The sequence below is a fragment of the Gammaproteobacteria bacterium genome (genome assembly GCA_022450155.1).
Lineage (GTDB): Bacteria > Pseudomonadota > Gammaproteobacteria > Arenicellales > UBA868 > REDSEA-S09-B13.
In genome coordinates this window covers 1-14250 of sequence record JAKUQR010000029.1, presented here as the reverse complement: position 1 = coordinate 14250, position 14250 = coordinate 1, and the positions used below count along the sequence as shown (strand labels likewise).

Sequence of the window (14250 nt, the reverse complement as noted above, 5' to 3'; positions counted from 1 at the left end):
TCTATGGCCGCTAGAGCACTGTATCCAGGTACCTTCGATCCCATAACCAACGGACATATCGATCTTGCTGAACGCGCCAGCCGAATGTTCGAACATGTGGTTGTGGCGATCGCAGCCAGCACAGCAAAAGCCCCCTTGTTCTCCCTCGAGGAACGCCTCCAACTGACCCAAAAAGTCCTGTCACACATTGATAACGTGAGCGTGTCCAGCTTTTCAGGATTGCTGGTTAATTGTGCGACTGAACACAACACGCCGGTGGTGCTGCGCGGACTGCGCGCAGTCTCGGATTTTGAATACGAATTTCAACTCGCAGCCATGAACCGAAGACTCGCCAGCAACGTGGAAACTGTATTCCTGACACCTTCGGAGCAATTCACCTTTTTATCGGCATCCCTGGTGAAGGAGATCGCCTCAATGGGTGGTGACGTGAGTCAGTTCCTCGATCCTACAGTCAACGAGGCACTGACCCAAAAATTAGCAGAGCAAGGCCCCGCCTGACCCATGTTCAATCGGTGTATCGTGTACGTTTTGCATTGAGACATTTCTTATGGCACTGATAATCACAGATGAATGTATCAATTGTGATGTTTGCGAACCTGAGTGCCCAAATGACGCCATCTACCAGGGCGACGAGATTTACGAAATCGAACCGCTTCGCTGTACCGAGTGTATTGGACACTTCGAGGTTTCACAGTGCGTCGAGGTATGCCCCGTTGAGTGTATTATTGTCGATCCCGAACGTACTGAAAGCAGGGAACTCCTGCTGGGCCGGTATCACATGCTGATGGCACATAATGTTACGGCAAACGGCTGAGTCCTCGTCAATCTGTCGGTAGCACAATGTCCAGTGCGCGCCAGAGATACCAGGTTGCAACCGACCGGTAGGGGCGCCATCGTCGACCTGCTCTTTCCAGCTTGTCCGGATCCGGAAGTGTCTTAAACCCTCTGAGCTGTTGGTAACCCTTGCGCACGCCCAGATCTCCGATGGGCAATACATCGGGCCGACCCAGATAAAAAATCAGCAGCATCTGTACAGTCCACGGGCCGATTCCCCGGACCTGCGTCAGACGATCAATGATCTCCGCGTCGGCCATTTGTTGCAGTTGACGAACTGTAGGTAGCTCCCGCCTGTGTGCTCTAGCGGCCAGATCTCTTAACGCCAGGCACTTGGAACGCGACAACCCGGCACTTCGAAGTCTGCTAGTCGGCATTTTCAGCAACTGCTCCGCATCAATTCGATGAGTCTGAAACAACGCTAATAAACGCGCGTGAATAGTCGCTGCCGCCTTACCGCTCAACTGCTGATAGACAATGCTCCGGACCAGATACTCAAAAACGGAACGATTTCGCTTAACCGGCAACTCTAGCGCCCCAACCTGCTGAACCAGGCGGTCCATGCCCCGGTCAACACGGCGCAGATGCGCGACGGCAGCCTGGGGATCAAACTGGTAGGTGTTCGCCGTCAAAATTCATCTAATTTGATCAGGCCGATCGACTGACGAGATTGATGATCCCAGATGTCTATTTCATCGTTGGCCTGTTTGAATTCCAGAAGATCGCTTCTGCCAAATCGGTCACAGAGCTGTGCTTTAAGCGCCATATTGACGTACTGATGACCCACGATCAGTACGCTGCCGATCTGCTGGCTCAGCCAAGTGACAACGGGCTGCAAGCGGCGGGCAACATCAGTGATACTCTCTCCACCGGGCGCGGGTACACACATCATGGTCGATCGCCATTGATCATATTGATCATCCCCCAACACAGCCCGAACATCTTTTTCCTTGCGCCCTTCGTAATCACCCATATCGAGTTCGATCAGAGCTAAATTATCCTGTGCAATCACATGACTCCCTTCGAGCAGTACTTTCGCTGTCTCGACGGCACGAACCAGTGGCGATGTCATTGCGACATTGAAGCGAACCCCCTGCTCTGCAAGCTTGTCCCTGAGTTTTTCAGCCTGTCGATATCCAGTTTTGTTCAGCGGCACGTCCGTTCTCGATTGCCACTTACCCAGGAGATTCCAATCGGTCTGACCGTGCCTTGCGATGTAGATCGACATCAGCCCAGCATAAGGTATTACACAAGTACGCGTAAACAGAACCGCCGATACAGCAAAGAAATTGCGCTGACCCGGCAGCGGCGCAGCTTCGCTGTGCCCGTTATCGTCACCTGTGGTAGTCATCCACCGGTGCGCGATCGAAGTAACTGAGATCGTGGCAGAGCCAACAGCTCGTGTTGATTGACAAGGGTTTTTGCTAAGAGTATCATTTTAAGGGAATAACCCTTTTCGGATCCTGTTAAGGTTGGTCTGCTTTATTCGCCCGTCGCGCCCTCCGTGATGGGTTTTTTTTGTGTATCCACCACCCAGCACTGTCATGTCGTGCCTTCTCATCAGGCGCCAGGCAGTCGGCCACGTTAGCCACTAAAATGATACTCCCGAAATTCAACCAGACATCCGTGCCTGCATGTCCCGAAATTAACTCAGGCTTCTATCATGAATCGTCCAGATCAACGAGTTCTGTTTCTATTTCCCGGCCAGGGTTCCCAGTATCTTGGAATGGGCCAGGACCTTTACCAGGCATACGACTGTGTACGTCAGACCTATGATGAAGCATCAGAGATTCTCGGCTATGACATGGCGGCACTGTCCTTCGAAGACCCCCAAGAACACATCCATCTCACCCGCTATACGCAGCCGGTTCTTCTGACTCACTCTGTTGCCTGCCTGCGGGTACTCCAGGAACTCCTGGCCACACCGATTTCCGCCGAAGCGTCCGCCGGACACAGTTTGGGGGAATACACTGCACTGGTTGCTGCCGGGGCGCTGGAATTCAAAACCGCGCTGGACCTTGTCCACCACCGCGGCACGCTGATGGGAAACCATGGCGCTGGAGAAATGGAAGCTCTTCCGCTTGGACTCGAGGAGGCTAGGTTGCTGGCAGAAAAACACTTGTGCAGCATTGCGGCCTGTAATCTACCTGACCAAACCGTTGTCGGTGGCCTTTCCGAAGATCTGGATAAACTGGTCGACGAACTGACTGAACAATTCCCCAAGAAACGCAGTTCCCGACTCAAGACGGAAGGGGCATTTCACACGTACTATATGGTTGAGGCTGCACGCAGATTCAGACCCATCCTCGACAAAGCTCCACTGACATCACCCCAGATTCGTGTGCTCTCAAACTACACAGGTAGATTTCATGATGACGATCCACAGATCATCAAATCACGCCTGTTCTGGCAGTTAACTAATCCTGTACGCTGGCACGAAAACCTTATCAACGCACTGGGCAGTGGCCTTAATACTTTTGTTGAGTTCGGTGGGGGTATTGGCAAAGGTGATACGCCTGCTGACAAGAAACCTAATCTGGCAGCCATCATTAAAAAAGCCACAAGAAAAGCCGACGTGCCGCCGACTTACCATGCAGTGATCAATTGCGACACCCTATTGGAAACAGCCAGTCTTTTTTCAGAGTAAATAATTCGGCCAAGATCGCAGAGAATTCGATCTACATCCTGTAGCCAGAGTGCAAGCGCGATAGCGCCCCGAACCGATCCTCACAAATAGAATAGTAGGGGCGATCTCACACGGTACGATGTTGCATGAGTCGACGACGCCTGCGGTCAAGCCATAGTGTGGTCGCAAAAGCCAGCACAATGGCCGGTATCACCGCAAGGTTAATAGTCTCCCAGCCAAAGTGGTGGTGCAACAATCCGGACGTTACCGCGGTCATTGCGACGGTACTAAATATGATCAAGTCATTAAAGCCTTGTGTCTTTGCTTTTTCGGCTGGCCGATAAGCATCGGCAAGCAGTGTCGTACCACCGACAAACAGAAAGTTCCATCCAAGCCCCAAAGCAATCAGGGCTGACGTGAAGTGAATCAAGCTCGATCCATTGAGATTGATCGTGACGCATACCGCTAATAGCAAAGTTCCTGTCACCATAATGCGAGTGACTCCAAAGTGCCGGATCAGGTGCCCCGTAACAAAGGACGGCGCAAACATTGCCAGTATATGCCACATAATCACCGAAGCCGAGTCAGGCAAAAGATAACCACTGCCTTTCATTTCTACCGGCGTTGCAACCATGATCAGATTCATCGAACCGTAAGCAACGGTTGCTCCGATGACTGCAACAAAAAACTCCGGTTGCCTGATAATTTGTGACAGTGGGCGGGTAGCTCCCGAACGTTCCTCAATGGTGGGCATAGGAAGCCGGGCGAAGAATAGAAATAACATTGAGATAGCATAGAGCCCGACAAGCATAGAATAGCTCCCGGCGTAAGGCACAGTGGCAACCATGTCCCACGTCCAGATCGCGATTCCAGGACCGATAAATGCGGCCACGATACCCCCGGCCAAGACCCAGGAAATTGCCCGACTACGATATTCAGATGTCGCAACATCCGAAGCCGCAAACCGGTAGTATTGGCCGAACGCATTGACGACTCCAATCAGGAACGAACCCATACAGAAATAGAAGAACCCTCCATCAATGACCCCGGTGGTGACAATGATCGCACCGATCAACCCAATTATCAGGCCGACATAAAAACCAGCCCGTCGGCCAATTCGTTTCATTAGCATCGACGCAGGGAAAGTTGCGATCAGAGTGCCCGTAAACATACAGGCCACCGGCAGTGTTGCCCACTGAGGATGGGGTGCCAGAATAGCGCCCACGAGTGCTGACGTCAGAATAATCAACGAACTCCCAGACATGGTCAGTGCCTGACAGCAGGCAAGAACCAGCACATTGGAACGCATCCGATTTATCGATTGATTCACTCAACAACCCCTTTAATTTAATGAACAGAAGTTAATTTCTTCTTAAAGCTGGCACAACGACCAGAGCAGAGCAAAAGAAGACTGGGCTAAGACTGCTGCGACGCGGAATTCTACATGTTACGACGGTACTTGCCACCAACTTCAAACAAGGCATCAGTGATTTGACCAAGCGAACAGACCCGGACAGCCCGCATTAATTCAGCAAATACGTTTTGACCTTCCAGTACAGCACGTTGCACAGCATCAAGCGCCTTAACCGAAGATCCTGCATGTTGTTTTTGAAATTCAGCCAGGCGCGTAAGCTGACTTTGCTTTTCTGACTCGGTACCCCGCGTCAGTTCCGTTGTTTCGCTGTTGTCGGTTTCCGGACCCAAGAACATATTCACACCAACAATTGGATAACTCCCATCGTGCTTACGGTGCTCATAGTACAGCGATTCTTCCTGTATCTTACCTCGCTGATAACCGGTCTCCATGGCTCCGAGTACACCGCCTCGATCTGTAATGCGGTCGAACTCCGTAAGTACAGCCTCCTCTACCAGGTCAGTCAGTTCCTCGATCACAAAACTGCCCTGACTGGGGTTTTCATTTTTTGCCAGGCCCCATTCCCGGTTAATGACCATCTGTATCGCCAGTGCCCGACGAACCGAGTCTTCGCTGGGCGTGGTCACTGCCTCATCATTGGCATTGGTGTGCAGACTGTTGCAGTTATCGTAAACGGCAATCAGCGCCTGTAACGTTGTACGAATGTCGTTGAAACTCATCTCCTGTGCATGAAGCGAGCGGCCTGACGTCTGGATATGGTATTTGAGTCTTTGACTGCGCTCGTTCGCCCCATAGCGATCGCGCATCCCAATCGCCCAGATCCGCCTCGCGACACGCCCCATAACCGTGTATTCCGGATCCATGCCATTGGAGAAGAAAAACGAGAAATTTGGTGCAAACTGATCAACACCCATTCCCCGGGCAAGATAAGCCTCAACATAGGTAAACCCATTGGACAGTGTCAATGCGAGCTGGGTAATCGGGTTCGCACCAGCTTCCGCGATGTGATAACCCGATATCGATACCGAGTAAAAATTGCCAATACCGTTATCGATAAAATACTGCTGTATGTCTCCCATCATCCGCAAGCTGAAATCGGTTGAAAAAAGACAAGTATTCTGCCCTTGATCTTCCTTGAGGATGTCTGCCTGTACAGTGCCGCGAACATTCTCCAGGGTCCAGGAAAAAAGGTGCCGGTATTCCGATTCGTCCGGCTCACGGCCATTGTCCGAACGAAACCGTTCGACCTGCTGATCGATTGCCGTATTCAGGAAAAAAGCGAGTACCGTTGGTGCAGGTCCGTTGATAGTCATAGAGACGGATGTCTCCGGACTGCACAGGTCGAAACCATCGTACAAAGCCCGCATGTCATCAAGCGTCGCAATCGACACACCGGAAGTACCGACCTTTCCGTAGATATCCGGCCTTTGCGCAGGGTCAGCACCATATAAGGTCACAGAATCAAAAGCTGTAGAAAGTCGTTTCGCTACCGTATCCTTGGACAGGTAGTGAAATCGATGATTGGTTCTGAACGCATCCCCTTCACCGGCAAACATACGAGTAGGATCTTCGTTTTCCCGCTTGAACGGGAAAACACCCGCGGTAAACGGAAACCTGCCGGGTACGTTTTCCAACATTAACCAGCGTAGAATATCGCCGTGATCCTGATAACGCGGCAGACTGACACGGGGGACTTTCGTACCAGACAAAGAGGTGTAAGTCAGCAACTGACTGACATCCTGACCTTGAACTGAATAAACCAGAGATGGCCCAGAATAATCCTCGATCAGCTTAGGGAATGCCCGTAACTGCAGTTGAGAATCTTCACTCAACGCCTTTTCCCGCTCGGCTGCGAGTTGCTGCAGTTCATCGGTATTCTTGTCCTGTTCTCCCAACATCCGGATACTGGCCTGTAACTGCTGATGTTCGCGGGCAACCTGGGCCTGGCGCGCTGCCGTATCCCGGTAAGACCGGACACCGTCTGCAATTTCAGACAGGTAACGCTGACGGGATACGGGCACAATACCTCGTTGATCAGAACCAGTGGATACCACGGATCCCCGGTCCTGTTGCCGCGCAGGCAATCCTAAGGGTTCGAGGACCAAACACAACTGGTCATAAAGCGCAGTCACACCCTGATCGTTAAAATTGGACGCCATCGTGCCATAGACGGGCATCTCATCGAGAGATTGGTCAAACGCTTGCCGGTTACGCTGCATCTGTTTACGTACATCCCGTAAAGCGTCTTCGGCACCCTTACGATCGAACTTGTTGATTGCAACAAGATCGGCATAGTCCAACATATCGATCTTCTCAAGCTGAGTTGCAGCACCAAATTCTGGTGTCATCACGTAGAGCGAACAGTCAACCAGTGGCACGATTCCGGAATCACCTTGGCCGATCCCGGGCGTTTCAACTATCACCAGCCCGTAGCCTGCGCGCTTGGTTGCTTCAATGATCTCAGGCAGTTGCGACGGGAGTTCCAGCCCCGAAGTGCGCGTTGCCAGAGAACGCATGAATACCGAAGTACCCTCGATAGCATTCATCCGGATCCGATCTCCCAGAAGGGCCCCTCCAGATTTTCGGCGAGAAGGATCTATCGCCAATATTGCAATTCTGATCGAATCACCGAACTCAAACCGTAACCTCAGGATAAGCTCGTCTGTCAGTGACGACTTACCAGACCCACCAGTTCCGGTAATTCCAAGCACCGGGACATCAATTTTTTTCTCGCTAGCTGCAATACGTAAACCGTTAACAAACGATGTCGGTGCAGTTCTGTTTTCAAGTGCCGTAATGACTCTTGCGAGATCTTCAACTGATGCGCCATCGAGCTGATCAGCCTCTTGAATTGTCTGTGCAGCGGGATAGAAATCGGCTCGTTCGATCATGTCATCGATCATGCCCTGCAGACCCAGTGCATATCCGTCCTGAGGCGAATAAATTCGACACACCCCGTAATCCTGAAGTTCCTGAATCTCAGCAGGAACAATCACCCCACCGCCACCGCCGAATACCCGAATATCCGCACGCCCCCGCTGCGTCAGCATGTCAATCATGTACTTAAAAAATTCGGTGTGGCCACCCTGGTAGGAACTGACGGCGATACCCTGCGCATCTTCTTCTACGGCCGCATCAACGATTTCCTGCACCGACCGGTTGTGCCCAAGGTGGATGACTTCCACGCCGGAGGACTGGAGAATGCGCCGCATGACGTTGATTGACGCGTCATGGCCGTCAAACAGGCTTGCTGCGGTGATGAATCGGACGCGGTAATCCGGTTCACGCAACGGCGCCAATGGTCGTTCCGAAGTAACAGCAGCCTGACTCATGAGTATTGGGGCGGACGGGTGTGGGAAGGTCGATCATTTTAATTTCCGTTTACGTAAACGTCAATCAAAGCTATACTGTAAATATGCTTCAATTGAGTGAAAATGCACGGCAAGGCGAACCCACCCAAGAACAATTCTCAATATCCGAACTTTCCCGGGAATTCGATGTCACCACGCGTGCTATCCGATTTTATGAAGACGAAGGTTTGCTCGAGCCGCACCGTCAAGGGCGGCAACGTGTCTACTCCAGCAGGGACCGTATACGCCTCAAACTGATTCTGCGCGGTAAGCGATTGGGCTTCTCGCTGAGTGAAATCGGCGACATCATCGATATGTACGATTCAGAACCCGGTGAAGTGGGTCAGCTCGGGTATTTCATCGAAAAAATCAGCTTACGACGGAAAACGCTTAAGCAACAGCGGGACGATATCGACGTTACCCTTAAGGAACTGGACAATATCGAAAAACAATGCCGACAGAGCATGGCTCACCTGGACTGACCGTAACAGCGAGCCTGCCTGTATTGCAGCCTGTAGACTCCAAATTGGTCAGAGTTCCTGATTCGTTGCAGCAGACAGGCCAGGGCCGCTAAAACAACCACAGCCAAAATACAAATCATGTCCAGCACAGGCACTCGTGTACTACTCGTTCTGGCTTCACTTGTGATCGTCATTGCGGGCCTTAAAGCCGCCAGTACCATTATTGTCCCACTGTTGATGGCCCTGTTCATCGCCATAATTACAACACCGTTCATGCTATGGCTGACTGGCAAAGGCGCCCCCACATGGGCTGCGCTGGGTCTCATTCTACTCGTGCTTGCGAGTTTCATTCTGACTGTTGGTTCACTGATCAGTTCGTCCGTAGACCAGTTCAGCACTCTGCTCCCGGCCTATGAAAACAAACTGCGTACGACTATTACGTTACTGAGTGACTGGGCCGCCCGTCATCAGCTAACGGGGTTCACCGGTACTGAGTTCACGGTCGTTGATCCCAAGGCAGCTGCCCGGATTATCGGTGTATTGGTCGGCAGCGTCGGCCGGATCGTGGGTGACAGCCTGTTGATTTTTTTCACCGTCGTCTTTCTTTTGGTCGAAGCATCCACGATACCCGCCAAGATCCGTGCAATCCTCTCCGACCCCGATACCACCCTGAAAAGGCTGTCTGAGTTCCTGAGCGCTGTAAAGGAATACCTGGTAATCAAATCGATCACCAGCCTGATTACAGGAGTGGTCGTCACGGCCTGGCTGTTTTTTTTAGGTGTCGATTTTGCTGTGCTCTGGGGCTCGATCGCCTTTTTCATGAATTTCGTACCTTATGTTGGCTCAATCATCGCTGCGGTCCCGGTGGTGTTTCTGGCCTTTCTGGATGCAGGCGTGCAAGACGCACTGCTGGTGGCCGCCGGTTACGTTGCGATAAACCTTGTGGTTGGTAATCTGATAGAGCCCCGCTTTATGGGTCGAGGCCTGGGCCTTTCGACGCTGGTTGTGTTCGTCTCACTGATCTTCTGGGGGTGGGTCTTCGGCCCGGTCGGTATGTTTTTATCAGCGCCTTTGACCATGCTGGTCAAAATCGCACTGGAGAGCGATCCCAAGAACCGCTGGATCGCGGTACTGCTGAGTAGCGGAACCCTGCGAAAGCAGTGATCGACTCACCAATCTGTCGACTTCTGATCTTTGTCGAACTGATAAAGCCCACTGTTGTGTTAGTATTCCCGCGCCTGATGCTGACCCGATCGGCTCAATGACTGTCTCAGATTCTTCACCGCAGACGATCACGGCCCTCCAGGCCCTGTCGCCTCTTGATGGCCGCTACGCCAGCCGTCTGGCTCCCCTCAAAGATCTGTTCAGCGAATTCGGATTGATCAAACAACGCGTTGAAATTGAAGTGCGCTGGCTTGAACAACTTGCCCGTACACCGCAAATCCCGGAAGTACCCCCACTTACTGATGATGCCTACGCATTCCTCGATCATATTGTTGCTGACTTCTCCGTAACCGACGCAGAACAGGTCAAGGCGATCGAGTCCAAAACCAATCATGATGTAAAGGCCGTAGAATATTTTCTCAAGGCAGCGGTTAGCGGCAAGCCAGAGCTTCAAGAAGTCTCTGAGTTCATCCATTTTGCATGTACATCCGAGGACATCAATAACCTGGCTTATGCTGTTATGCTGGATAAGGGCAGAAACAACATCTTGCTGCCGCTGATCGACCAACTGATCCAGAGCCTGTCTGAGCTGGCTAGATCAACTGCGGGTCAGCCTATGCTTTCCAGAACCCACGGCCAGACGGCGAGTCCAACCACGCTCGGCAAGGAACTGGCTAACGTAACGGCCCGTTTGCTGACAGCACAACAGAAGATAGCGGACGTGCCGCTGTATGGAAAGATGAATGGTGCTGTCGGTAACTACAATGCGCACCTTGCAGCCTACCCTGATGTCGACTGGCCAGCACTATCACGCGACGTGGTGGAATCGTTCGGTATCCGGAATCAGCCTTTGACCACTCAGATCGAGCCACATGACTGTATCGCAGAACTGTGCCATGCACTGATGCGCCTCAACCTGATCGTGCTGGATCTCGATCGTGACCTGTGGGGCTACATCTCGCTCGGCTATTTCAGTCAGCGCCTGAAGGATGGTGAAGTCGGCTCCAGCACCATGCCACATAAAGTTAACCCGATAGATTTCGAGAACTCCGAAGGCAACGTCGGTCTTGCAAATGCAATACTGGGACATCTCGCAGAAAAGCTGCCTATCAGCCGCTGGCAGAGAGACTTAAGTGATTCAACCGTGCTCCGTAATCTTGGCAGTGCATTGGCTTACTCTGTGCTCGCGCTTGATTCCTCAGACCGCGGCCTCAAGAAGCTCCAGGTGAATCCCGATCAACTGCTGGATGATCTGGACAATGCCTGGGAGGTGCTCGCCGAAGCTGTACAGACAGTCATGCGCCGACACGGCATCGCCCAACCCTATGAGCAACTCAAAGCGCTGACCCACGGCCGTAAAGAGATCACCGCTGAGTCACTCAGAGCGTTCATTGATGGCCTGTCTCTACCTCAGGGCGTCCGAGATGACCTAAATCAACTGACACCTGCCCGTTATATCGGTAATGCACAACAGACTGCCGAACAGTTCTTGAGTAACGTCACCGGCAATTGATGGCTGCAGCTGATACACCGCACTGAACATGAGCGGTATCCGATTGTCGAAACTGATGGCCGAACGCGGACTGTGTTCACGCCGGGAGGCCGACCGCCTGATCGAAAAGGGCATGGTTCTTGTTGATGGCCAAGTCGTCGACCGCCTGGGTTCTCGGTTCGATCCAACCGTCTGCATTGCTTTAGCGCCAGAAATTCAGAGCGAGCGTCTGCGTCTTGTGACCGTACTGCTCAACAAACCGCCAGGCGTGGTTTCGAACCAGCCGGAAAAAGGCTACCAGGAAGCCGCTTCGCTGATTACCCGGAGAAATCTTCAGTGTCTTGCGGATCAGACACCCCGAGAGCCTCCTCCCGTGAAAACCCTGCACGTTGCTGGGCGACTTGACATTGACTCCAGCGGTCTGCTCGTCCTGACTCAGGATGGGCAAGTTGCACGACAACTCATCAGCCCAAATTCAGTCATCGAAAAAGAATATGTCGTCCGCTTAACCGAACGGGTACCCACTGCCGCGCTCGTCCAGATGCAGGGAGAACTGACACTGGACGGGCATCTTCTGAAACCGGCCCACATCACACAGACAGACGATCGGACCCTGCGTCTGGTGCTTCAGGAAGGGCGCAAAAGACAGATTCGGCGAATGTGCGATCTCGTCGGACTTCGGGTTCATTCTTTGGTTCGTGTGCGCATTGGTCGGGTAGGTCTTGGAGATTTATCCCGCGGGAGATGGCGCTACCTCGATACCGGCGAGGTGTTCTGAGCTGTGGACAGCTATCGCTTACTGCGCCCCCTGCTGTTCCGGCTGCCGCCGGAGGCCAGTCACCAGCTCACACTGAAAGCCCTGAGTTTGGCTGGGCGAATTCATCCGCTTGACCAGTTCCTGGCTGATGCGGTCCGTGGGCGATTACCCCAGCACCCGACCACAGTGATGGGTATCCCGTTTCCCAACCCGGTGGGCGTCGCCGCTGGGCTGGACAAACATGCCAGCGCTGTTGATGGACTCAGCGCCCTGGGTTTCGGTTTTGTCGAGCTGGGCACTGTGACGCCGCTCGCTCAACCGGGTAATCCCAGACCCCGGTTGTTTCGTCTGAGTACGATCAACGGAGTGATCAACCGCAACGGTTTCAACAGTGTCGGGCTTAACCAATTTCTATCAAACCTGGCCCGCAGTCGTCACACCGTTCGGGTCGGGATTAATATCGGTAAAAATGCCGCCACACCGCTGGAACATGCTGAACACGACTATTTAACCGTGCTGCGAGCGGTGTATAGCGTCGCCGACTACATCGCAGTAAACATCTCATCACCCAATACACCAGGTCTGCGTGACTTACAGGGCGGAGACGCGCTCGAGAATCTTCTGGCAAAACTCAAGGACGAGCAATCCAGACTGTCAGACAACCACGGGTACTACACGCCTTTGGCCGTCAAAATCTCACCAGACATCGATCAGATGGATATCGACCGGATCGCCGAATCACTCGCTCGCTACGAGTTAGACGCGGTCATCGCCACCAATACAACGATCAGTCGGCCCGGGGTATCTGCCCAGGCAGCCCAATCAATAGAACAAGGGGGGTTAAGTGGTGAGCCGCTGAACGAAATGTCCAACCGTGTGATTGCAAGACTGGCCAGCGCACTGGGCAGCACCCTGCCGATCATTGGTGTCGGGGGAATCATGAACGCCACCGACGCCTGGGAAAAGTTCACCGCCGGTGCGAGCCTGATACAACTGTATACTGGACTTATCTATCGCGGACCCAGGCTGCTGGGTGACATCCTGACCGACATCGATCAACGAATGTCTGGCGCCCAGGCAGGTTCGCTGACCGAACTGCTCGGCCGGTAACACCAGAGCCTCTCCCCTAAAACCTCTGGCCTGCCCTCATGCCAAGCATGACGGGACCGATCAGTATTGTTTTGGCTATCCAGGTTCAGATAGTCGGCCGAAAACGTTAGAATCCTGTGCTGAACACGCTACTACTCCATCTGACACCCTTCATCCTATGGTAACCGCCGGCCTCAGACCGTCAGGTCGCTGCACCGATGCAGTCTAAGAACCCCCCAAGCACCCGATTTTCGGCAGAGCTGAAGGCCGCCGAACACATGGAACCCCGCTTTAACCTGGCCGATTATGCGGTCCTGATGAAACCGCGTGTGATGTCACTGGTGGTGTTTACGGCACTGGTTGGATTGTTGCTGGCACCCGGCAGCATCGACCCGTGGACGGCAACGGCCGCGATCGTATTTATCGCCCTCGGCGCCGGTGCTGCTGGCGCGATCAATATGTGGTACGACCGTGATATCGATCTACAGATGAGCCGGACAATGAACCGTCCGTTACCTGCTGGACGCATGCGTCCGGGTCCAGCTCTGGCCTTCGGTATCATCATGGCCCTGGCAGCCGTTTCATCCATGGCCTACTACGTGAACCTGGTATCTGCTGCGCTTTTGCTGGTCACGATTCTTTACTATGTTTTTGTTTACACCGTCTGGCTGAAACGCCTGACACCCCAGAACGTCGTCATTGGCGGGGTTTCCGGTGCACTGCCGCCGGTGGTCGGCTGGGCATCCGTTACGGGCGGTATCGACTCCGGGGCGCTTTCACTGTTTCTGATCATCTTTCTGTGGACACCACCCCATTCTTGGGCGCTGGCGCTCTATCGGCGCAGAGATTACGAAGCAGCCGGCGTGCCTATGCTGCCGGTCGCAGCTGGGGTACAGGCCACAAAAAGGCGGATGATGTACTACACTGCACTGCTTCTGCCGGCGACACTTATTCCCGTTGCGATCGGGATATCCGGCATGGTTTACGCCGTAGTCGCGCTGATCTGCGCGCTTGGATTCGCCTTCCACAGCCGCCGCCTGTGGCTTGCTGCAGATGACGTCATCGTAAATGTTTCCAAATCCAATCCAGCCCGTGGACTGTT

13 protein-coding genes are annotated in these 14250 nt (G+C 53.2%); 9 read left to right on the top strand and 4 right to left on the bottom strand.

Annotation, left to right across the window (positions count from 1 at the left end; all coding sequences use genetic code 11):
• Positions 1 to 3: 3 nt before the first annotated feature.
• Together coaD and MK323_13070 are read left to right on the top strand one after the other, a co-directional pair.
• A complete protein-coding gene (gene coaD, locus MK323_13075) occupies positions 4 to 498 on the top strand; it encodes a pantetheine-phosphate adenylyltransferase (protein MCH2483084.1) in 495 nt (164 codons plus the stop codon).
• A gap of 49 nt (positions 499 to 547) precedes the next feature.
• Positions 548 to 814, top strand: coding sequence for a YfhL family 4Fe-4S dicluster ferredoxin (locus MK323_13070; GenBank protein MCH2483083.1), 267 nt, complete (start codon positions 548 to 550; stop codon positions 812 to 814).
• Between the two features lie 7 nt (positions 815 to 821).
• On the opposite strand, the gene MK323_13065 is transcribed toward MK323_13070, so the two are convergent.
• Together MK323_13065 and MK323_13060 are read right to left on the bottom strand one after the other, a co-directional pair.
• Positions 822 to 1466, bottom strand: a complete 645-nt coding sequence (locus MK323_13065; protein MCH2483082.1) for a DNA-3-methyladenine glycosylase 2 family protein — start codon at positions 1464 to 1466, stop codon at positions 822 to 824.
• Positions 1463 to 2185, bottom strand: coding sequence for a histidine phosphatase family protein (locus MK323_13060; GenBank protein MCH2483081.1), 723 nt, complete (start codon positions 2183 to 2185; stop codon positions 1463 to 1465). The genes MK323_13065 and MK323_13060 overlap by 4 nt, the downstream gene beginning before the upstream one ends.
• A 312-nt stretch (positions 2186 to 2497) precedes the next feature.
• Here MK323_13060 and MK323_13055 point away from each other — a divergent pair, with 312 nt between their 5' ends.
• Positions 2498 to 3481, top strand: a complete 984-nt coding sequence (locus tag MK323_13055) for an ACP S-malonyltransferase (GenBank protein ID MCH2483080.1) — start codon at positions 2498 to 2500, stop codon at positions 3479 to 3481.
• A 106-nt stretch (positions 3482 to 3587) separates the two neighbouring features.
• Here MK323_13055 and MK323_13050 read toward each other — a convergent pair whose 3' ends face one another.
• Together MK323_13050 and MK323_13045 are read right to left on the bottom strand one after the other, a co-directional pair.
• Positions 3588 to 4790 carry an MFS transporter gene (locus tag MK323_13050; protein MCH2483079.1) on the bottom strand — a complete coding sequence of 401 codons (1203 nt, stop codon included), beginning with the start codon at positions 4788 to 4790 and terminating at the stop codon, positions 3588 to 3590.
• Positions 4791 to 4900: 110 nt separating this feature from the next.
• The gene (locus MK323_13045) at positions 4901 to 8167 is read right to left on the bottom strand and encodes a methylmalonyl-CoA mutase family protein (GenBank protein ID MCH2483078.1); all 3267 of its coding nucleotides are present in this window, start codon (positions 8165 to 8167) and stop codon (positions 4901 to 4903) included.
• Between the two features lie 83 nt (positions 8168 to 8250).
• Here MK323_13045 and MK323_13040 point away from each other — a divergent pair, with 83 nt between their 5' ends.
• The 6 genes from MK323_13040 to cyoE form a co-directional block, all read left to right on the top strand.
• Positions 8251 to 8667, top strand: a complete 417-nt coding sequence (locus tag MK323_13040; protein ID MCH2483077.1) for a MerR family DNA-binding transcriptional regulator — start codon at positions 8251 to 8253, stop codon at positions 8665 to 8667.
• Positions 8668 to 8784: 117 nt separating this feature from the next.
• Positions 8785 to 9810, top strand: a complete 1026-nt coding sequence (locus MK323_13035; protein ID MCH2483076.1) for an AI-2E family transporter — start codon at positions 8785 to 8787, stop codon at positions 9808 to 9810.
• A 97-nt stretch (positions 9811 to 9907) separates the two neighbouring features.
• Positions 9908 to 11323 carry an adenylosuccinate lyase gene (gene purB / locus MK323_13030; GenBank protein ID MCH2483075.1) on the top strand — a complete coding sequence of 472 codons (1416 nt, stop codon included), beginning with the start codon at positions 9908 to 9910 and terminating at the stop codon, positions 11321 to 11323.
• A 28-nt stretch (positions 11324 to 11351) separates the two neighbouring features.
• Positions 11352 to 12080: a pseudouridine synthase gene (locus MK323_13025; protein ID MCH2483074.1), complete on the top strand. Its 729-nt coding sequence runs from the start codon at positions 11352 to 11354 to the stop codon at positions 12078 to 12080.
• Between the two features lie 3 nt (positions 12081 to 12083).
• Positions 12084 to 13169 (top strand): quinone-dependent dihydroorotate dehydrogenase, encoded by a 1086-nt coding sequence (locus tag MK323_13020; GenBank protein ID MCH2483073.1) that lies wholly within the window; start codon positions 12084 to 12086, stop codon positions 13167 to 13169.
• Positions 13170 to 13366: 197 nt separating this feature from the next.
• On the top strand, positions 13367 to 14250 hold an 884-nt coding region (gene cyoE / locus MK323_13015), incomplete at its 3' end, for a heme o synthase (protein MCH2483072.1).

Coding starts and splice junctions, on each gene's coding strand:
- coaD (MCH2483084.1), top strand. CDS start 4: ATGGCCGCTAGAGCACTGTATCCAGGTACCTTCGATCCCATAACCAAC.
- MK323_13070 (MCH2483083.1), top strand. CDS start 548: ATGGCACTGATAATCACAGATGAATGTATCAATTGTGATGTTTGCGAA.
- MK323_13060 (MCH2483081.1), bottom strand. CDS start 2,185: ATGACTACCACAGGTGACGATAACGGGCACAGCGAAGCTGCGCCGCTG.
- MK323_13055 (MCH2483080.1), top strand. CDS start 2,498: ATGAATCGTCCAGATCAACGAGTTCTGTTTCTATTTCCCGGCCAGGGT.
- MK323_13045 (MCH2483078.1), bottom strand. CDS start 8,167: ATGAGTCAGGCTGCTGTTACTTCGGAACGACCATTGGCGCCGTTGCGT.
- MK323_13040 (MCH2483077.1), top strand. CDS start 8,251: ATGCTTCAATTGAGTGAAAATGCACGGCAAGGCGAACCCACCCAAGAA.
- MK323_13035 (MCH2483076.1), top strand. CDS start 8,785: ATGTCCAGCACAGGCACTCGTGTACTACTCGTTCTGGCTTCACTTGTG.
- purB (MCH2483075.1), top strand. CDS start 9,908: ATGACTGTCTCAGATTCTTCACCGCAGACGATCACGGCCCTCCAGGCC.
- MK323_13025 (MCH2483074.1), top strand. CDS start 11,352: ATGAGCGGTATCCGATTGTCGAAACTGATGGCCGAACGCGGACTGTGT.